18 protein-coding genes are annotated in these 18,373 nt (G+C 59.1%); 4 read left to right on the top strand and 14 right to left on the bottom strand.

Annotated elements, in window-relative coordinates; all coding sequences use genetic code 11:
* Positions 1-126: 126 nt before the first annotated feature.
* The 4 genes from E0E29_RS07310 to E0E29_RS07295 all read right to left on the bottom strand — a co-directional run bounded on the left by E0E29_RS07310 (position 127) and on the right by E0E29_RS07295 (position 4,016).
* A complete protein-coding gene (locus tag E0E29_RS07310) occupies positions 127-1,266 on the bottom strand; it encodes a M20 family metallopeptidase (protein ID WP_130849302.1) in 1,140 nt (379 codons plus the stop codon).
* An 18-nt stretch (positions 1,267-1,284) separates the two neighbouring features.
* Positions 1,285-2,709: a Na+/H+ antiporter NhaC family protein gene (locus E0E29_RS07305; RefSeq protein WP_130849301.1), complete on the bottom strand. Its 1,425-nt coding sequence runs from the start codon at positions 2,707-2,709 to the stop codon at positions 1,285-1,287.
* Between the two features lie 177 nt (positions 2,710-2,886).
* Positions 2,887-3,438, bottom strand: coding sequence for a chromate transporter (locus tag E0E29_RS07300; protein ID WP_130849300.1), 552 nt, complete (start codon positions 3,436-3,438; stop codon positions 2,887-2,889).
* The gene (locus E0E29_RS07295) at positions 3,435-4,016 is read right to left on the bottom strand and encodes a chromate transporter (protein WP_130849299.1); all 582 of its coding nucleotides are present in this window, start codon (positions 4,014-4,016) and stop codon (positions 3,435-3,437) included. Before E0E29_RS07295 ends, E0E29_RS07300 begins: the two co-directional genes overlap by 4 nt.
* 272 nt (positions 4,017-4,288) lie before the next feature.
* Here E0E29_RS07295 and E0E29_RS07290 point away from each other — a divergent pair, with 272 nt between their 5' ends.
* Positions 4,289-4,747: an Lrp/AsnC family transcriptional regulator gene (locus E0E29_RS07290; RefSeq protein ID WP_130849298.1), complete on the top strand. Its 459-nt coding sequence runs from the start codon at positions 4,289-4,291 to the stop codon at positions 4,745-4,747.
* Positions 4,748-4,800: 53 nt separating this feature from the next.
* Here E0E29_RS07290 and E0E29_RS07285 read toward each other — a convergent pair whose 3' ends face one another.
* Together E0E29_RS07285 and E0E29_RS07280 are read right to left on the bottom strand one after the other, a co-directional pair.
* Positions 4,801-6,081, bottom strand: a complete 1,281-nt coding sequence (locus tag E0E29_RS07285) for a hypothetical protein (protein ID WP_130849297.1) — start codon at positions 6,079-6,081, stop codon at positions 4,801-4,803.
* Positions 6,082-6,118: 37 nt separating this feature from the next.
* A complete protein-coding gene (locus tag E0E29_RS07280; RefSeq protein ID WP_130849296.1) occupies positions 6,119-6,625 on the bottom strand; it encodes an RNA polymerase sigma factor in 507 nt (168 codons plus the stop codon).
* Positions 6,626-6,950: 325 nt separating this feature from the next.
* On the opposite strand from E0E29_RS07280, the gene fumC reads away from it, so the two are divergent.
* The 3 genes from fumC to E0E29_RS07265 all read left to right on the top strand — a co-directional run bounded on the left by fumC (position 6,951) and on the right by E0E29_RS07265 (position 10,756).
* Positions 6,951-8,318, top strand: a complete 1,368-nt coding sequence (gene fumC / locus E0E29_RS07275) for a class II fumarate hydratase (protein WP_130849295.1) — start codon at positions 6,951-6,953, stop codon at positions 8,316-8,318.
* Positions 8,319-8,546: 228 nt separating this feature from the next.
* The gene (locus tag E0E29_RS07270; protein ID WP_130849294.1) at positions 8,547-9,719 is read left to right on the top strand and encodes an NAD(P)-dependent malic enzyme; all 1,173 of its coding nucleotides are present in this window, start codon (positions 8,547-8,549) and stop codon (positions 9,717-9,719) included.
* A gap of 14 nt (positions 9,720-9,733) precedes the next feature.
* Positions 9,734-10,756, top strand: coding sequence for an aldo/keto reductase (locus E0E29_RS07265; RefSeq protein WP_130849293.1), 1,023 nt, complete (start codon positions 9,734-9,736; stop codon positions 10,754-10,756).
* A gap of 90 nt (positions 10,757-10,846) precedes the next feature.
* Here the strand turns inward: E0E29_RS07265 and E0E29_RS07260 are convergent, their stop codons facing one another.
* From E0E29_RS07260 to E0E29_RS07225, 8 genes are all read right to left on the bottom strand, one after another.
* Positions 10,847-11,650, bottom strand: a complete 804-nt coding sequence (locus E0E29_RS07260) for an IS3 family transposase (protein ID WP_242622339.1) — start codon at positions 11,648-11,650, stop codon at positions 10,847-10,849.
* 50 nt (positions 11,651-11,700) lie between these two features.
* Positions 11,701-12,015 (bottom strand): imidazolonepropionase, encoded by a 315-nt coding sequence (locus E0E29_RS07255; protein WP_130848458.1) that lies wholly within the window; start codon positions 12,013-12,015, stop codon positions 11,701-11,703.
* 106 nt (positions 12,016-12,121) lie between these two features.
* Positions 12,122-13,195: a M24 family metallopeptidase gene (locus tag E0E29_RS07250; RefSeq protein ID WP_130849292.1), complete on the bottom strand. Its 1,074-nt coding sequence runs from the start codon at positions 13,193-13,195 to the stop codon at positions 12,122-12,124.
* 84 nt (positions 13,196-13,279) lie between these two features.
* A complete protein-coding gene (locus E0E29_RS07245; protein ID WP_130849291.1) occupies positions 13,280-14,131 on the bottom strand; it encodes a 3-hydroxybutyryl-CoA dehydrogenase in 852 nt (283 codons plus the stop codon).
* 300 nt (positions 14,132-14,431) lie between these two features.
* Entirely contained in the window at positions 14,432-15,208 is a 777-nt protein-coding gene (locus tag E0E29_RS07240; RefSeq protein WP_130849290.1) for an enoyl-CoA hydratase-related protein, read from the bottom strand.
* A 235-nt stretch (positions 15,209-15,443) separates the two neighbouring features.
* Entirely contained in the window at positions 15,444-16,160 is a 717-nt protein-coding gene (locus E0E29_RS07235; protein WP_165449832.1) for a DUF554 domain-containing protein, read from the bottom strand.
* Between the two features lie 134 nt (positions 16,161-16,294).
* The gene (locus E0E29_RS07230; protein WP_130849288.1) at positions 16,295-17,662 is read right to left on the bottom strand and encodes an MATE family efflux transporter; all 1,368 of its coding nucleotides are present in this window, start codon (positions 17,660-17,662) and stop codon (positions 16,295-16,297) included.
* Positions 17,659-18,252, bottom strand: coding sequence for a cytidylate kinase-like family protein (locus tag E0E29_RS07225; protein WP_130849287.1), 594 nt, complete (start codon positions 18,250-18,252; stop codon positions 17,659-17,661). Before E0E29_RS07225 ends, E0E29_RS07230 begins: the two co-directional genes overlap by 4 nt.
* Positions 18,253-18,373 lie beyond the last annotated feature (121 nt).

The raw sequence follows: 18,373 nt of genomic DNA, 5'->3' as shown, positions 1-18,373 counted from the left end.
TCCTTCCTCCGCCCATTAGTGGCCGTTACTGCTGTTATACCACATCCCGCCCCGAACCGCAATCCTGTACCAAACACATAGACCGCCGGCGCCACGCAGAGCATGGCACCGGCGGTCTCTTTTTTCTTATTTCAGCAGGTCGGCCAGGGTGCGCTTGTAGATCTCGGCGCAGTTTTTCACCTGCCAGGGGTGGCCGTACTCATTGGCGGCGTGCATGCCGCCGCCGGAGGGGCCAAAGGTGACGGTGGGGATGCCCAGGGACACGGCCAGGATATTGGAGTCGCAGACGGAGGGGTCGTAGGCCACGGGAAGCTCCCCGCCGGTGACCTCTTTGTACTTGGCCTGAAGGGTGGTGACCAGGAGGTCGTCGGGCTCCAGGGCAAAGGACTGCATGTAGGGCGAGGACCGGGGCTTGAGCCGGATATCCACCTTACCCTCCAGCCCCAGCTCCCGGGCGGCATCCATCATCTGGGCGATGCAGGTCTCCTCGGTCTCACCGGGGACCACATACCGGTCTACAAAGAGATAGCAGCTCTCCGGAACCACCAGGGTGCCGGCGTTGCCGCCCTCCATGTAGCGCACGCACCAGGTGCCGTGCTTCAGGTTGGGATGGGTGAGTGTGGGCAGAGCCTCGATGGCCGCAGCCAGCTTGCCGCCGGTGATGAGGGCGTTCTCTCCCACGGCAGGGTAGTAGCTGGCATGGGCGGCCACGCCGTGGACGGTGACCTCAAAGCTGTAGCGACCGCGGAAGCCGATGGCCACGTTGTCGTAGCGGCACTCGGCCATAATGGCGTAGTCGGCACCGATGCCCTCCTCCACCAGCTGATAGGTGCCCTTGGAGAGTCCCTCCTCATCAGAGACGAAGCAGGCCTCAATGCGGCCGTTGAAGGCCTCCTTGTGCTGGGAATAATACTCCAGGGTCTCCAGAATGGCAGCCAGGCCGCCCTTCATATCCATGGCACCCAGGCCATGGACCTTGTCCCCGTCCTCAGTGGGGGTGAAGGGATCGGTGTTCCAGCCATTGGCCACGGCCACTGTATCGATATGACCGATGAGCATCACGGTCTTGCCCGGCTTGCCGCTGTCCAGAATGGTCCAGACGGAGGGCCGGACCTTGGTCTCCCGATCCTCAGGGAAATAGCTGTACCGGGGCTCCAGCCCCATGGCCCGCAGCTCTTTGGCCACATAGTCGGCCAGATCCACCTCGTGGCCGTTGACCGAGTTGATGCGGATCATATCGTACCAGCGCTGGATGATCTTTTCCATATCGAGCTCCTCCCTCTCTCAGTGAACAGCCTTCTGGTCCTTCAGCTTGACCATGCCGATGCCGGTCAGACCCATGACCACAGAGATCACGATGGACAGCCAGAGCATGGGGGCAAAGGGGGCCAGGGACATGTTGTCCACCCCCAGAGTGCTGGCCACATAGGCGCCGGTGGTGGCCCAGGGCACCAGGGGGGCAAGACCAGTACCGGTATCCAGCATGATGCGCATGAGGTTTTTCTTGTCCAGGCCATACTCGGGGAACATGTCCTTCACCATGGAGCCCACAACGGGATAGGAGACGTAGTAGGCGCCGGTGATGGTGAAGAAGACGCCGTGGAGGATAAGGACGCCGGTGGCCATGACCTTGCTGTTATGGGCGATCTTGCGGACATAGTCCAGCAGGATGTCCACCACGCCGGCGGTACGCAGGGGCGCGCCGAAGACGCCGGCGGAGATCAGCAGACCGATGGTGTTGAGCATGCTGGTGAGGCCGCCGCGCTGGATCATACTGTTGACGATATCGTTGCCGGTATCGCCGGTATAGCCCTCATACATAGCCATGAAAATGCTCTGAGCGCCATCCGTGGTCTGGATCAGAGGCGCTCCCTGGAAGATCACTGCCAGGACAGCACCTACCACGATGCCGGCGGTGAAGGTGGGCAGGGTGGGCTTTTTCATCACGATGAGAACGACAACCACCACGGGGGGCAGCAGCAGAATGGGGTTGAGGTTGAAGCTAGTGGTAACGGTGCTCATGATGGCGTCATAGACCTCGCCGCCCACGGTGCCGCTGTGGAACTGCATCCCATAAACAGCCAGGAACACCACAGAGATCAGCCAGGCGGGGCCGGTGGAGACCAGGGAGTGCTTGATACCGTCCATCAGGGGCACATCGGTGACGCTGGACACCAGAACAGGGGAATCGGACAGGGGGGAGACCTTGTCACCGAAGAAGGCGCCCACGCAGATGGCGCCGGCGGTGACAGGCAGGGGGACACCCAGGCCCTGGGCCACGCCCATGAAGGCCACACCCACGGTGGCCAGGGTGCCCCAGGAGGTACCTGCCATGGTGGACATGAGGGTACAGACGATGCAGGTGATGGGCAGGAACAGGCCGGGGGTCAGAACCTTCATACCATAATAGATCATGATGGGCACGGTACCGGAAATCATCCAGGTACCCACCAGGACACCCACGGCGATGAGGATCAGGATGGCCACCAGCATGGAGTTGATGGTGGCTTTGATATCAGCCTGCAGGTCGTCATATTTGATGCCGAAGCAGCAGGCCATGACGCACATTACGACGCCATCGGTCAGCAGGATCACGTGGTTTTTGGCCTTGAACACCATAAGTCCCAGGAAGATGATGGCGATGCCGACGACGATCATCAGCAAGGCCTGCCAGGGTTTGACAATCTTACGCTGTGTGGTCTCGCTCATGTATGTTCCTCCTCTTTCTCCGGCCCCAGGCAGAGGATGGCCCTTACCATGGGACCTTTTCACACGTATCTTGCGTTTGTATTGCCGCATTCCGCGGCTATGTCTGGCTGGCGTTTGGGCGGCAGCAGTCTCTCTCCCTCTGCTCCCGCCGGCTCACCTCCTCTCTCATCTGACCCCTCAGATGCCTGCCATTGGGAAAACCCAGCCGTACAGGACAGCGCCCAACACGCCGCAGGTAATGAGGGTGATGATGGGGTTGATCTTACACTTCCAAACCATGAACAGGGCCACGGCAAAGAAGATCACGCTGTGCCAGGTCTCAAAGGAGATCTTGCCCACAGAGAGGCAGGAGGCAGCGATGAGGCCGATCACAGCGGGCCGGATTCCGGACAGGGCGTTTTTCAGGTAGACATTGTCCTTGAATTTTGAGAAGTAGATGGCCACGATGAGAGCCAGGATAAAGGGAATGGCCAGGGTGGACGCCGAGCACAGGATACCGCCCAGCACGCCGAAGATCTTATATCCCACGAAGGTGGAGGAGTTGACGGCAATGGGGCCGGGGGTCATCTCGGCGATGGCCACGATGTTGACGAAGTCCTCCGGGGAGATCCAGCCGTGGCCTTCCACCACTTCCCGCTGGATGAACGCCACCACGGCGTAGCCGCCGCCGAAGGAAAAGGCTCCGATCTTCAGAAAGGAGATACAGGCCTGAATCAAAAGCTCGATCATTTCTTCTCTTCCTCCTTCTTACCGCGGCTGGCATCCACGGCCTTCACCACACTGTTGCGGACAAAAATGCCATAGAGAGCGGCACACACCACCACCACGATGGGATGCAGGCCGAACACGGCGATGGCGGCAAAGCCCGCCAGGGCCACCAGCCAGTTGAAATACTCGCCAATTTTGGCAGAACGGGCCAGCTTGACCACCGCATAGAAGATCAGGGCCACCACGGCGGGACGCACGCCGTTGAAGACGTTCTGCACCACCGGGTACTCGATGATATTGGTAAAGACCATGGCAATCAGCAGGATGATAATGACGCTGGGGGTCGCCGCGCCCAGCACCGCCGCAAACGAACCGGGCACCCCCGCCACACGGTAGCCCACAAAGGTGGCCGAGTTGGTAGCCAGAGGGCCAGGCAGACTGTTGGTCAGGGAGATGGCGTCCAGAAACTCCTCATCCGTCATCCACCCTTTGCTCTCCACCACTTCTTTCTGGATGATGGGCAGCATGGCATAACCGCCGCCGATGGTGAAGAGCCCGATTTTGAAGAAGATGCCAAAGATCTCAAAGAGCCGCTTCAATTCCGTTTCCTCCTACTCATAGTTTTCAGGGGAGCTTCCCTCCCCCGGTCATCGTGCCTATCTTACTCCTGCAATTAGCAAAATGCAATATATTTTTTTCATTTTGTCATATAATTTTTTATCTGAATATTCAAAAGAAATATTCACAGATTGCATTTTGAATAATATCATTCAAATGGTACTTGCGCTGACGGACATAATCTTTTACAATAGAGCATAGATGTAACGCTCCATTGGAAAAGATTTCATAGGGCTTGTTTGGGGGTACGGCTATGAAGAGCAAGGAATTGGACAGCGTGGATCAGCAGATCCTGAATTTACTGATTGAAAATGCCAGGACCTCGATCATTGAGATAGCTGAGCAGGTGGGCCTGAGCCGCGTCGCGGTGAAAAACCGCATCGACGCGCTGGAAAAAAGCGGCGTCATCGAGCAGTACACAGTGGTGCTGGACCCGGAGAAGATCGGCCGGAATGTCTCTGTCTTCTTTGATATTCGGGTTTCCCCCTCCTGCCTCCACCAGGTGGCCGACGCCCTGGCCGCCGAGGAGGCCGTCACCGACATGTACCTTATGACCGGCGCAAGCAAGCTCCATGTCCACGCCGTGCTGGAAATGAACCAGGACCTGGAACATTTCGTCATGGAGAAGCTCTACCCCCTGCCCGGCATCGAGCACATCAGCAGTGAGCTCATCATCTCCCGGATCAAAACCAGAAAGGGTATCCGGATCTGACAAAAAAGCCTCCGTTCCCGTGGGAACGGAGGCTTTTTGTCTGATATAGTCTTTTACTCAGTCGCATAGCGGGGAATGGAGTCCACGATCTGGCGGCACTCCTCCTCGGTCAGGTTCCCGCCGACGGAGCCAGCCAACCCACCATCCATCCAGGCCACACTGCGCCATGGGCCGTTGCTGATGATGTAGAAGGTGATACCGCCCTGCTCAAAGGTGACAATGGGAACGTCATCCTTGGGGTAGACCGTGGTTCCCACACCGTCGGGGTTGGTGTGAAGGTCGAAAGAGAGGGACAGGTTCCGCTCGCCCTCCACATCGGTGGCAGAGAGATAGGCAGAATACCAGCCTGCCTCCTGGTGAATGTACGTGTCGGACTCCACCGTCACAAAGCCCTCCGGCAGCCAGGTGGGAGCGTAATCGGTGTCGATGCCCACAGCCTCCATGGCTTCCTGGATGGTCTCATACTTCGGCGGTACGCTCATATCGGGCGCCTCGTACACCCATTCGTCCGGCTTTGTAATAGAGCACACGAAGTGCTTTGCCTGCTCCAGATCCATGTCACCGTAAATCTCGCCGGAATACCGGCCGCAGGCCCAGGTGATCCGGTACTGCCCCTCCTCCAGAGGGACAATGTAATAGCACCTGCCGTCAAATTCATAGACAATGGTGTCCAGATCGCCTTTTCCCTGAATGTCGGCCTCTGCCTGCCGTTTGTCCTTTCGCTGCCGGACCACGAAGGTATAGCCATCTCCTGCCTGAGTACGGTGATCCTCAGTAAAAACGATGGTGCCGTCCGTCTCCTCGGTGACCGTTACGTCCAGCCCTGGGATTTCATCCCCTTCCCAGGCGGGGTTCCAGGTGGGCAGCATGGGCACCCGGACGTCATAGGCATCCAGCGCCGCCTGCCCGTCAGAATAGAATACCCCTTCCGGCAGATCTCCCGTCCCGGTGGTGAAGGTAAACTCCCCCCTGGTCCAGCTGGCCACATGCTGGAAGAGATCCAATCCCAGGCCCTGGGCCGCCAGAGCCACCACCAGCACCGCCGCCGCGGCAACACCGGCCAGCCGGGGCAGGAGCCGTCTGGGATGGAGATTTCGTCTCACCGTAGTGCTGGACACTGGCCTGGAAAAGAGGTCCGCGTACCGTTCCCGGAACGCCGCCTCGGCGGCCCCGGCGTCGAAGGAATCCTCCGCGCCGTCCAGCTCCTCCGCCGCAGCCAGCCATTGATCCACTGCCGCCGGATCAAAGTCCTCCTCCGACACCTCATCCAGGTAATCAGAGAGGTCCTCCGTGAGCCGCTCCGCCTCCGCGGCCTTCCGCTCTTCCTTGTCCATGTCCATCACCTCCTGTTCTCTCATCCCATATATCGATTTAGCCGCTGGATTTGTGACACATCTGGAAATTTTTTTCCAAAAGTTTTTTGCAGTGGTTTTTGGCCCGGAACAGCCGTGTCCGGGAGTTCATCTCCGAGATCCCCAGCCGCCGGGCGATCTCCTGATGGGAACACTCCTCCTCGTAAAAGAGGAGCAGCACCTCCCGCTCGCTTTTGCCAAGCCCGTCAGGCAGCGCCTCGGCCAGCTCCGAGCGTTCCTCCTCCTGGGCGGCCCAGGTGTTGGCATCCTCCAGGGGTACCTCCCGGTGGTACTTGGCCAGCCTCACCTCAGTGAGGATCAGATGCTGGAGGGTCTTCCACAGCCAGCCCTCCAGACTGGGGTGGTCCCCCAGCCCCTCCTTCTGCTGGAGCAGCCGTACAAAGGCCTCCTCCACCAGCTCCTCCGCCAGAGAGCGGTTGCGGAGCTGCCTCAGGGCATAGGCAAACATCTTGGTGGCATTTCCCTGATACAGGGCGGTAAAACGGCTGTCCCAATCCATCTGCATCCGGAAAACACCTCCTCACTTCTTTTGCGTCCGCAGTTATAGTGTTTATTATATCATATTGCATGCGTTTTGGAAATGCCGCTGAAACACCCCATCAGCCGGTCAGATCGCGCAGGAGGTCCCCCTCCCCCGCCGGACCACAGGCGGTGAGCAGCAGCGTCACCGAGAGGACACCGGCAGCGATTTTCCTAAATTTCACAGTCCAATTCCCCCTTTTTTGCCCATTCTAACATTTTTCCTTTCCCCTGTCACCCAAAGAGTGGAAGGGCGGCGGGAAGTGTGGTATAAAAATAGAGAAGAAATCTGCACGGAAAGAAGGGTGCTTATGGCGGAATACCGCATAGAGCGGGACAGCATGGGCGAGATGAAGGTACCGGCGGACCGGTACTGGGGCGCCCAGACCCAGCGCAGCTTTGAGAATTTTAAAATTGGTGTGGAGAAGATGCCCGTGGAGATCATCCGGGCCTTCGCCCTGCTCAAGAAGGGTGCCGCCCTGGCCAACCGGCGGCTTGGCAAGCTGGACGAGACCCGGTGCGGCTCCATCTGCGCCGTCTGCGACGAGATCCTGGCCGGCAGGCTGGAGGGCCACTTCCCCCTGGCGGTGTGGCAGACCGGCTCCGGGACTCAGTCCAACATGAACGTCAACGAGGTCATCGCCAACCGGGGCAACGAGCTACTGGGGGAAAGGCTCCTCCACCCCAACGACCACGTGAACATGTCCCAGTCCTCCAATGACACCTTCCCCACCGCCATGCACATCGCGGCGGTGGTCAGCCTGGAGGACCATCTCCTCCCCGCCCTGGAGGGCCTGTCCGCCACTCTGAAGCGGCTGGAGGCGGAGAACGCCGATGTGGTGAAGTCGGGCCGCACCCACCTCCAGGACGCGGTGCCCATCACCCTGGGCCAGGAGATCAGCGGCTGGCGGACCTCCCTGGAGCGGGACGCGGCCCTCATCCGCGCCGCTCTGCCCCCTCTCCACGAGCTGGCCCTGGGCGGCACCGCCGTGGGCACCGGCCTCAACGCCCCCGCCGGCTTTGACACGGCGGTGGCCGAGGAGGTGGCCGCCCTCACCGGCAAGGCCTTCGTCACCGCCCCCAACAAGTTCCACGCTCTCACCAGCAAGGACGAGCTGGTCTTTACCCACGGCGCCCTCAAGGCCCTGGCCGCCGACCTCATGAAGATCGCCAACGACGTGCGGTGGCTGGCCTCGGGCCCCCGCTGTGGCCTGGGGGAGATCCGCATCCCAGAGAATGAACCCGGCTCGTCCATCATGCCCGGCAAGGTCAACCCCACCCAGTGTGAAGCGTTGACCATGGTAGCCGTTCAGGTCATGGCCAATGACGTGGCGGTTGGCATGGCGGCCAGCCAGGGCAATTTCGAGCTCAACGTCTTCATGCCGGTGTGCATCTACAATTTTCTCCAGTCAGCCCGGCTCCTCACCGACGCCATGGTCTCCTTTGACCGCAACTGCGCCGCCGGCATCACCGCCGACCGAGACAAGTGCCGCCATAACCTCCACAACTCCCTCATGCTGATCACCGCCCTCAACCCCTACATCGGCTACGACAACGCCGCCAAGACCGCCAAGCTGGCCTACGCCGAGGGCATCTCCCTCAGGGAGGCCTGCGTAAAGCTGGGCTTTCTGACCCCGGAGAAGTTCGACGAAGTCTTCCACCCCGAAGAGATGGTATAAACGGCTCTGTGTAAGAGCCTCGCAGAGTTCCGTCATCCGCAGATGACGGAATCAAATCAAATCTGTTTTTTTCGGCGACATGTGCGTCGGAAAAAACTCTGCTCAGCCTGCAAGTGTGCGAGCGTAGCGAGTGCGACGCAGCAGGCTGCATCTCTTCGAAAAAATGCTTGCATTTTTGAGAGAGGCTGTCGACTTTGTCGACAGCCTCAAAGAAAGGAAGTTATCCCCATGGATGAGATCAGTCAAAAGTCCCTGGACCTCCACTACGCCCTCCACGGCAAGATCGAGGTCATCGCCCGCAAGCACGTGGAGACCCGGGAGGACCTGTCCCTCCTCTACACCCCCGGCGTGGCCCAGCCCTGCCAGGAGATCCAGGCCGACTATGAAAAGTCCTTCGCCCTCACCCGCCGGAGCAAACTGGTGGCCGTCATCACCGACGGCTCCGCCGTGCTGGGCCTGGGTGACATCGGTCCCGCCGCCGGCATGCCCGTCATGGAGGGCAAGTGCGCCCTCTTCAAGGAGTTCGGCGATGTGGACGCCATCCCCCTGTGCGTGGACACCAAGGATGTGGACAAGCTGGTAGAGACCATTTCTCTCATCTCCAAGAGCTTCGGCGGCATTAACCTGGAGGACATCGCCGCCCCCCGGTGCTTCGAGGTGGAGCGCCGGCTGAAGGAGGTCTGCGACATCCCCGTCTTCCACGACGACCAGCACGGCACCGCCATCGTGGTGGCCGCCGCCCTGCTCAACGCCGTGAAGGTCACCGGCAAGGAGATGGGCAGGGTGAAGATCGTCATCAACGGCGCCGGCGCCGCCGGCATCGCCATCGCCAAGCTCCTCCTCTCCATGGGCTTCGGCACCGTCACCCTCTGCGACATCCACGGCATCATCTGTGAGGGCGACGAGGGCCTCACCTCCGGGCAGGAGGAGATGAGCCACGTCACCAACCCCGACCACCTCCACGGCACCCTGGCCGACGCCCTCAAGGGGGCCGACGCCTTCATCGGCGTCTCCCGGCCCGGCCTGGTCACCGCCGAGATGGTGTCCACCATGAACCAGGGTATCGTTTTCCCCATGGCCAACCCCATCCCCGAGATCATGCCAGATGAGGCCAAAAAGGGCGGCGCCGCCGTCATCGGCACCGGTCGCAGCGACTTCCCCAACCAGATCAACAACGTGCTGGTCTTCCCCGGCGTCTTCAAGGGCGCCCTCATGGTCCGGGCACGGGACATCACCGAGGGTATGAAGATCCGGGCCGCCAAGGCCATCGCCGCCCTCATCCCCGACGACCAGCTCACCCCCGACTATATCATCCCCTCGGTGCTGGACAAGTCGGTGGCCGAGGCCGTGGCCAAGGCCGTGGCCGACGAGGCCCGGGAGCAGGGCATCGCCCGCATCTGAAAGGAGAACATGACATGGACACTGTGACTCTGGGCAAGACCGGCATCACCGTCAACAAAAACGGCTTCGGTGCCCTCCCCATCCAGCGGGTGAGCCGGGAGGAGGCCGCCAAACTCCTCACCATGGCCCTGGACGGCGGCATGACCTTCTTCGACACCGCCCGGTTCTACACCGACAGCGAGGAGAAGATCGGCTATGCCCTTTCTCACCGCCGGAGCGAATTCTTTCTGGCAACCAAGACGGCCGCCGTCACGGCAGAGGGCTTCTGGGCCGACCTGGAGACCAGCCTCCGCAACCTGAAAACTGATTATGTGGACCTCTATCAGTTCCACAACCCCACCTTCTGCCCCAAGCCCGGTGACGGCACCGGTCTCTACGAGGCCATGCTGAAGGCCAGAGACCAGGGTAAGATCCGCTTCATCGGCATCACCAACCACCGCTTGGCGGTGGCACAGGAGGCCATCGACTCCGGCCTGTACGCCACCCTCCAGTTCCCCTTCTGTTACCTGGCCACCGACAAGGATCAGGCCATCCGCACTGCCACCCGGGACGCCGGCATGGGCTTCATCGCCATGAAAGCCCTCTCCGGCGGTCTTATCCGGGACTCCTCCGCTGCCTACGCCTGGCTGGCCCAGTACCCGGAGGTCCTCCCCATCTGGGGCGTCCAGCGGGAGAGCGAGCTGAAGGAGTTTCTTTCCTATGTGAAGGATCCCCCCGCTCTGGACGAGGCCCGGCAAGCCCTCATCCAGGCCGACCGTGAGCAGCTCCAGGGCAGCTTCTGCCGTGGCTGCGGCTACTGCATGCCCTGCCCCGTGGGCATCCAGATCAACGACTGCGCCCGCATGTCCCTCATGATCCGCCGGGCGCCCCAGGCTGCCCAGCTCACCCCAGAGATGCAGGCTAAGATGGCCAAAATAGAGGACTGCCTCCACTGCGGCCAGTGCGCCGCCAAGTGCCCCTACGGCCTGGACACCCCCAAGCTGTTGGAGGAAAACTACAAGGATTACAAAGAGATCCTTGCGGGCAAGCAGATTTGAGAAATACAAAAAAGGACCGTGGAACATACTGAACTGCCCCAGATTGTGCGGACAGTACAAAAAAGAGCCCTTAGTAGGAAAGATTAAGTTTTAAGCGGAGAGGCGTCGCGCCAGCGGCGCCTCTCCAGTTTTTAACTGGATGCGCTCATGGTTATAGAAGTAAATATAGCGGTCAATCATCTCATTGGCTTCGGAAAAGGTCGCCGGTTTGTGGCGGTAAATACATTCTGTTTTGAGGATAGAGAAGAAATTTTCCGCCATGGCGTTGTCGTACGGGTTTCCTTTCCTTGACATGGATGGTGTGATTCCGTATGCTTGAGTCAGATTGAAGTATGCTGCAGAGGTGTACTGAAATCCTTGGTCGCTGTGGAGCTGCAACTCCGCAGCGACCCTCTTTTTCTCCTGTTTCATTGCCAGATGAACGGTATCCAGAACCAAATTCACTGTCTGCTGGGTTCCAGTCTTGTAGGCGATGATGCTGTTGTCATAGAGGTCCCGGATTATGGAAAGGTACAGCACACCCTGCCTGGTGTGGATGTAGGAGATGTCTGTTACCCATTTGCTGTTAGGTTTGTCCGCATGGAACTCCCTGTTCAGCAGATTCCTGTATTTGTGTGCCTGCCGCCCCATCTGCTGCCATTTCCTGCGGCGGCGGATCTCCGAGAGCAGATCATATTTCTTCATGATTCGCAGCACAGTTTTGGGATTGCAGAAGATATTCCGGCTTTTCAGCCACAGCCACATCCGCCGGTAGCCGTAGGTGCGGAAGCTGCGTTCCCGCTGCTGTGCGATGAGCCCCGCAAGAGCCGCATCCTTTTCTGGCTTGCCTAGGCGATGGACAAAAGCATAGTAGCCGCTTCTGGACACTCCAAAGAATTTGCACATGACTGCCACTGGATACTCTGTCCTGTGACGATAGATGATATGATACTTTACCTTTGCTCTCACTTCCTTTCTGTGAAGCGCAGAAAATCCCGCAGTAGTTTATTTTCCATGCGAAGCCGTTGGATCTCACAGGCCTGCTCTGCCACAACGTCTCCTGGCGCAGCATCTTTTCTCGGCCGTCCTTTCGGTCGTGGGCGGATTCCGGCTTCCAGTTTTCGTTCTTTACGGCGCTCACGCTCAAGTAGTCTTTTTACCACCTGCTTATTCCGGAAGCCATAGTATTCTGCGACTTCCCGCTGTGTTTTCCCCTCTGCCAACATGGCCTTGATCTCTGGTAAAAGCATTTGAACGTGTGTGTAATTTCGTTTCTTCATGACAAAACCCCCTGATGTAGTCTATTTTCCTACATCAGGGGGGCTTTTGTCACTGTCCGTTTTTACTGGATCTGTTCACATACTGTTCCACGGTCCTTTTTTGTCGTTATTCCACCACCAGCAGGTCCTTGGGGTAGGCATTGAGGACCTCGCAGCCGGTCTCCGTGACCAACACCAGATCCTCGATGCGCACCCCCAACTTTCCCGGCAGGTAGATGCCCGGCTCCACCGAGAAGACCATGCCCGGCCGGGTGAGCACCTCACAGGCGGAGGAATTGTCCGGGGGCTCATGGCACTCCAGGCCGCAGCCGTGGCCCAGCCGGTGAGTGAAGTAAGGGCCATAGCCAGCGTCGGTAATGACCTTTCGGGCGGCAGCGTCAATGTCCCGCATGGGGATACCGGGGCGGATCATGGCCTCGGCGGCCTCATTGGCCGCCCGGACGGTCTCGTATACCTTCCGGCCTTCCTCGCTCACCTCGCCGAAGAAGACAGTTCGGGTCATATCACACCAGTACCGCCCGATGGGGATGAAGATGTCCATGACCACCGAGTCCCCACGCTTGATCACGGTGTCGTTGGGACCGTGGTGAGGATCGGCGCCATTTGGTCCAAAGCAGACCAGCTGGCCCTCGCTGGATCGGTCGGCGCCGTTGTCCTTAAAGAGCTTCTCCACCAGGCCGGCCAGCTCGTTCTCCGTGGCACCGGCGTGGATGGCCTCAATGGTGGCCGCCATCACCTGGTCATTGATCTTGGAGGCCCGGCGCATGGCGTCGATCTCGGCGGCGTCCTTGCACATCCGGGCGTCGTCCACCGGGGCGGACCCCAACACCGGCACAATGTCGCTGCGGCGGCTCAGGATGCCGATGAGGAACTTGCTGGGCCACCACTTATCCACCCCCAGCTTTCCCGGCTTCAGATCAGCAGCCAGGATGGCGGCAGGATCGTCACTGTCGGTGTGCAGCTTCATAGGCAGATCGGGCTGGGGCTGGAGGGCGAAGAGCTCATTGGCGTACAGCGTGCAGCTGCCGTCGTCCCGGATGAGCAGGGCCAGCATCCGCTCCATGGGCTCCACATGGATGCCGGTGAGATAATACACTGAGGCCGTCGCCGTTACCACGATCTGCTCCAGGCCCTGGGCGGCCATGTTCGCCACCACCCGGTTCAGGCGTGTCTGATTCATAGCCTTTCACTCCTTTCTATCAGTGAAAAAGAACGCGGGCCCGCCTGCACGGCGGGACCGCGTTCAAAGCTCCATATGGAGATCTTACTTCTTGGTGTAGTCGAAGAAGCCCACACCGGTCTTGCGGCCCAGCTGGCCGGCACGGACCATCTTGCGGATGAGCAGAGAGCAGCGGTACTTGGGATCGCCGGTCTCGTTGTAGATGGTGTCCATGATGGCCTGGCAGACATCCAGACCGATCAGATCGCCCAGAGCCAGGGGGCCCATGGGGTGGTTGGCGCCCAGCTTCATAGCGGTGTCGATGCCCTCAGCGGTGGCAACACCGGTGTAGAGCAGGTCGGCGGCCTCGTTGATCATGGGGATCAGGATCTTGTTGACCACAAAGCCGGGGGCCTCGTGAACCTCAACGGGCTCCTTGCCGATCTCCACGGACAGATCGTGGATGGTCTTGTAGGTCTCGTCGGAGGTCTTGGCGCCGCGGATAACCTCAACCAGCTTCATGACGGTAGCGGGGTTGAAGAAGTGCATGCCGATGAACTTGTCGGGGCGCTGAGTGGCGGCGGCAATGGCGGTGATGGAGATGGAGGAGGTGTTGGTGGCCAGGATGGTCTCGGGCTTGCAGATCTTGTCCAAGTCGGCGAAGATGGACTTCTTGATCTCCAGCTTCTCCACGGCGGCCTCGACCACCAGATCAGCATCGGCAGCAACATTGAGATCGGTGGTGAAGGTCATCTTGTCGGTGATAGCCTTCTTGCCGGCCTCGTCCAGCTTGCCCTTGGACACCAGCTTGTCCAAGCCCTTGTTCAGGCGGGCCTCGGAAGCCTTGATGATGTCATCGTTGATGTCGCGGACCACAACGTCAAAGCCCTTCTTGGCAAAGACCTGAGCAATGTCCAGGCCCATGGTGCCGCCGCCGATGACAACGATCTTTTTCATAATTGCATACCCCTTTTCCCAATTTTTATTAAAATCATGTCTGATCATGTTCCAGACCTGATCGTCCGGACGTGCGATAACGGGTGCCATATGTATAAACCGGAACCGTATTACTTGTTCTAGAAGTGCTTCTCAGCACGCTTCCTTCCCCGCAAAAGCGGCGCTTTTGCAGGGGCCCCGTGATCTCACTCAAATCGCCGGAAATGAATTCCGTCGATTTCAAGGTTTTGTCCTGCGGCCAAAACGCTTGGCGGCGTGACCGCCGGGGACTCCGGTAAGTGCGGCCCTTTCCCTGTTTTCTTACTTGTTCTGGAAATGCTTCTCAGCACGCTTCTCCAGGAATGCGCTCATACCCTCGGTCTGATCCTCAGTACCGAAGCAAACGCCAAAGGCCTCAGCCTCAAAGGCGGAACCGGTGGCGATGTCGGTCTGCATGCCCATACGGATGCAGCGCTTGGACTCCTGCACGGCGATCTGAGCATTGGCACAGATGGCGTTGGCCAGCTCCATAGCCTTGGGCATCAGCTCCTCGGAAGGATAGACCTCGCTCACGAGGCCGATGGCCTTGGCCTCGGCAGCGCCGATGACCTTGGCGGTGAGGATCAGCTCCATAGCCTTGGAGATACCCACGATGCGGGGCAGACGCTGGGTGCCGGCGAAACCGGGGGTGATGCCCAGGCCAACCTCGGGCTGACCAAACTTGGCCTTCTCGCTGGCCAGACGGATGTCACAGGCCATGCACAGCTCGTTGCCGCCGCCCAGAGCAAAACCGTTCACCGCGGCGATGACGGGCTTGGCCATATTCTCCAGCTTCAGGAAGACGCTGCCGCCGTGGACACCGAACTTCTTGCCGCTGATGGAGGTGAGGTCCCGCATCTCACCGATATCGGCACCAGCGACGAAGGAACGGCCGGCGCCGGTGAGGATCACTACATAGATATCATCATTGGCGGCCACTTCATCGATAGCCGCATCCAGGTCGCTGAGCACCTGGCTGTTGAGGGCGTTCAGGGCTTCCTGACGGTCAATGGTCAAAATACCAACGTGACCCTGCTGTTCAACTTTGACAAATCCCATAGTTTGCTACCTCCTTTGTAATGCGATGCAGCCCTTCCCACCAGGCCTTTCGCAAGTATCAGTATAGACCGTTTCTGCCTACTGCGCAAGAGGGCAAAAGGGAAAATTTTTGTTTCAAAAGCACAAGTATTTACAAAATAAAAGGCTTTTTTTCGCATCATTTTTATGTGGTAGCACCAATTTTCCCGTTTTTTGGGAACATCTTGGCCGCCAAATTCCCGTTATGGTGGATTTGTCACCCTGCCAACCCGGAGATCCACTGGGACACCGGCAGATAGAGCAGCGGCAGGAAGATGGCCGGCAGCATATTTCCCACCCGGATCTTGGCCTTGCCCAGCCCAAGCATATTGATGGCGATGCCCACAATGATGGTGCCGCCTACGGCGCTCATTTCCGTGATGGCGGCGCTGTCCAGGAAGGGGCCTACCTGGGCGAACAGGAGGGTGAGTCCCCCCTGATAGATCATCAGCGGCAGGACGGAAAAGGCCACGCCCACACCCATGGCAGAGGCCAGCGTAATGGAGGTCACACCGTCAATGACGCCCTTGGAGATCAGAATATCGTATTTCCCCTGGATACCGGCCTCCATAGAGCCCATGATGGCCATGGAGCCCACACAGAACAGCACGGCAGCAGTCACAAAGCCTTCGGTAAACCGGCTGCTGCCGCCACTCTCTCCGCCGGCCAGCTTCCGACGGAGCAGCTCCCCTGCCGCGTCCAGCCGGTCCTCGATGCGGATGGCCTCGCCAAGGATGGTCCCCAAGACCATGCAGACAATGACGCACAGCGTATTCTCCGTGGCGATGGCGGAGGTAACACCAATGCCCAGGACGCACAGACCCAGCGCATGGGTAAGGATGGTATTGAACCGGGCGCCGATCCGATTTTTAAAGAGCACGCCCAGGATGCTTCCGATCAGGACGAGCACGGCATTGATGACGGTGGCAAGCATGAAAACGGGACCTTCTTTCTCTTGAGCACGCATTGGAATTATCATACCACAAATCAGCTTCCTATGTAAAGCGTTAAAGTGATAAAACAAAAAGTGACCCGCCGGACAGAGGTCCGCCGGGTCACTCATTCCAGTCACTGGGGCTTTGCCATAGGCCGGATGATGGTTCGGAACATATAGGCCATGAAGACCATGCTCAGAAGGAAGGAGAAGATCTCCGCAAAGGGGAAAGCCAGCCACACAGCACTCAGGCCGAACACATGGCCCAGGACCCAGGCGGCGGGCAGGATGAGCACCAGCTGCCGGAGCACCGACACCATCAGGCTCAGCACGCCCTTGCCCAGGGCCTGACACACCGAGGAGGTGACGATACCGAAGGCGGCGAAGAGGAAGCTCAGACTGATGACCCGCAGGGCGGGCACACCGATCTCCAGCATGTAGTCGGAGGCGTTGAAGATGCCCAGCAGCTGCCGGGGAACGAGCCAGAAGAGGGCTACACCCACCGCCATGATGGCCAGCGCGTACAGCACCCCCAGCTTGACGGTGCGGCTGATACGCTCCGGCTTGCGGGCGCCGTAGTTGTAGGCAATGATGGGGACGATGCCGTTGTTGAGTCCGAATACGGGCATGAAGATGAAGGACTCCAGCTTGAAGTAGGCGGAGAAGACCGCCACCGCGGTGGAGTTGAAGGCGCCCAGGATCTTGTTCATGCCAAAGATCATCACCGAGCCGATGGAGGACATGATGATGGAGGGCACGCCTACGGAATAAATCTTTCCGATGATGGCGCCGTTGGGCCGGAAACCGCGGAAGGAGATGGAGATCTCCGGATTCATCCGCAGGTTGCAGTAGAGACCTAGCAGAGCACCCACGATCTGGCCCAGGACAGTGGCCCAGGCGGCACCAGCGATGCCCATTTGGGGAAACGGCCCCACACCGAAGATGAGCAGGGGGTCCATGATGATATTGATGATGGCGCCGGTGGCCTGGGAGATCATGGTGAAAATGGTCTTGCCGGTGGATTGGAGGAGCCGCTCGAAACAGATCTGGAACATCATGCCCACCGACGCCACCGCAACGATGGAGAGATAGGTGGTGCCGTAGTCGGCGATGCTCGCCACCGGGGTCTGAAGTTCCATGAAGGTCCGGGCGAAGAAGCCGCCCAGAACGGCGAAGACCACCCAGGAGCAGAAGGCCAGGAAAATTCCGTTGACCGCCGTGCGGTTGGCGGTCTCATAGTTCTTTTCACCCAGACTCTTGGAGAGGAGGGCGTTGATACCGACGCCGGTACCCACCGCCACCGAGATCATCAGGTTCTGGGCCGGAAAGGCCAGACCTACGGCGGCAAGGGCATCCTCGCTGATGTAGGAGACGAAAACGCTGTCCACAACGTTATAGAGCGCCTGCACCAGCATGGAGATCATCATGGGCAGGGACATGGAAATAAGGAGACGGTTGACGGGCATAACGCCCATCTTGTTCTCCTGGGGCTGCTGATTCACTTATGGAGCCCCCGTTCCTCGGCCAGTGCCAATATAAGATCCACCGTGGTGTTCAGGCCGATGGTGCTGTTGATGGCCAAATGGTAGTTTTCCGCCTTGCCCCAGGCTCTGTCGGAGAAGTGCTCATAGAAGGCGGCACGGTTTTTGTCCTGCTTGAGCACGTAGGCCTTCACATCGGGGGCATCCACCTTGTACTCCTCCTTGGCACGGAAGATCCGCTCGTCCAGAGGAGCGTGGATGAAGAGGTTGAGAACCCCCTCCTGGTTGCGCAGGACATAGTCGGCACAGCGGCCAACGATGACACAGGGCCCGACGGCGGCCACCTTGCGGATAACCTCGCTCTCGGCGATGAATACCTGATCGGTAACGGGGAGATTTTGTGTACTCATGTAGAGGTTGTAGAGGAAGCTGCTGGTCTTTTTCTGCTCGGCCTGACGGATGAATTCCTCGGAGAGGCCGGTCTCCTTGGCAGCCAGGTCAATCACAGCCTTGTCGTAGAAGGGGATATGCAGGGTCTCTGCCACCCGCTGGGCGACGATGCGTCCGCCGGAACCGAACTGACGGCCGATGGTGATCACAGTATGCGCCATAATGGTACCTCCTTTTTCCCTTGTTCTCTGTCAACATTATACCATATTGCCGTTAAAAAAACCACGGTCAGGTTCCACACCAGGCCGTGGGTTTTCTTCCATTCTATTGTATATTGTAGTG

The organism is Intestinimonas timonensis, from assembly GCF_900626145.1.
Taxonomy (GTDB): domain Bacteria; phylum Bacillota; class Clostridia; order Oscillospirales; family Oscillospiraceae; genus Intestinimonas; species Intestinimonas aquisgranensis.
This window is presented reverse-complemented; position numbering and strand designations above follow the sequence as displayed.

Bases quoted from the DNA above. Each gene is read 5' to 3' on its own strand.
- fumC (WP_130849295.1), top strand. From the start codon at position 6,951: ATGGCGGAATACCGCATAGAGCGGGACAGCATGGGCGAGATGAAGGTA.
- E0E29_RS07300 (WP_130849300.1), bottom strand. From the start codon at position 3,438: ATGATCGAGCTTTTGATTCAGGCCTGTATCTCCTTTCTGAAGATCGGA.
- E0E29_RS07285 (WP_130849297.1), bottom strand. From the start codon at position 6,081: ATGGACAAGGAAGAGCGGAAGGCCGCGGAGGCGGAGCGGCTCACGGAG.
- E0E29_RS07235 (WP_165449832.1), bottom strand. From the start codon at position 16,160: ATGCTTGCCACCGTCATCAATGCCGTGCTCGTCCTGATCGGAAGCATC.
- E0E29_RS07240 (WP_130849290.1), bottom strand. From the start codon at position 15,208: ATGGGATTTGTCAAAGTTGAACAGCAGGGTCACGTTGGTATTTTGACC.
- E0E29_RS07305 (WP_130849301.1), bottom strand. From the start codon at position 2,709: ATGAGCGAGACCACACAGCGTAAGATTGTCAAACCCTGGCAGGCCTTG.
- E0E29_RS07225 (WP_130849287.1), bottom strand. From the start codon at position 18,252: ATGGCGCATACTGTGATCACCATCGGCCGTCAGTTCGGTTCCGGCGGA.
- E0E29_RS07310 (WP_130849302.1), bottom strand. From the start codon at position 1,266: ATGGAAAAGATCATCCAGCGCTGGTACGATATGATCCGCATCAACTCG.
- E0E29_RS07250 (WP_130849292.1), bottom strand. From the start codon at position 13,195: ATGAATCAGACACGCCTGAACCGGGTGGTGGCGAACATGGCCGCCCAG.
- E0E29_RS07270 (WP_130849294.1), top strand. From the start codon at position 8,547: ATGGATGAGATCAGTCAAAAGTCCCTGGACCTCCACTACGCCCTCCAC.
- E0E29_RS07265 (WP_130849293.1), top strand. From the start codon at position 9,734: ATGGACACTGTGACTCTGGGCAAGACCGGCATCACCGTCAACAAAAAC.
- E0E29_RS07280 (WP_130849296.1), bottom strand. From the start codon at position 6,625: ATGCAGATGGATTGGGACAGCCGTTTTACCGCCCTGTATCAGGGAAAT.
- E0E29_RS07290 (WP_130849298.1), top strand. From the start codon at position 4,289: ATGAAGAGCAAGGAATTGGACAGCGTGGATCAGCAGATCCTGAATTTA.
- E0E29_RS07255 (WP_130848458.1), bottom strand. From the start codon at position 12,015: ATGAAGAAACGAAATTACACACACGTTCAAATGCTTTTACCAGAGATC.
- E0E29_RS07245 (WP_130849291.1), bottom strand. From the start codon at position 14,131: ATGAAAAAGATCGTTGTCATCGGCGGCGGCACCATGGGCCTGGACATT.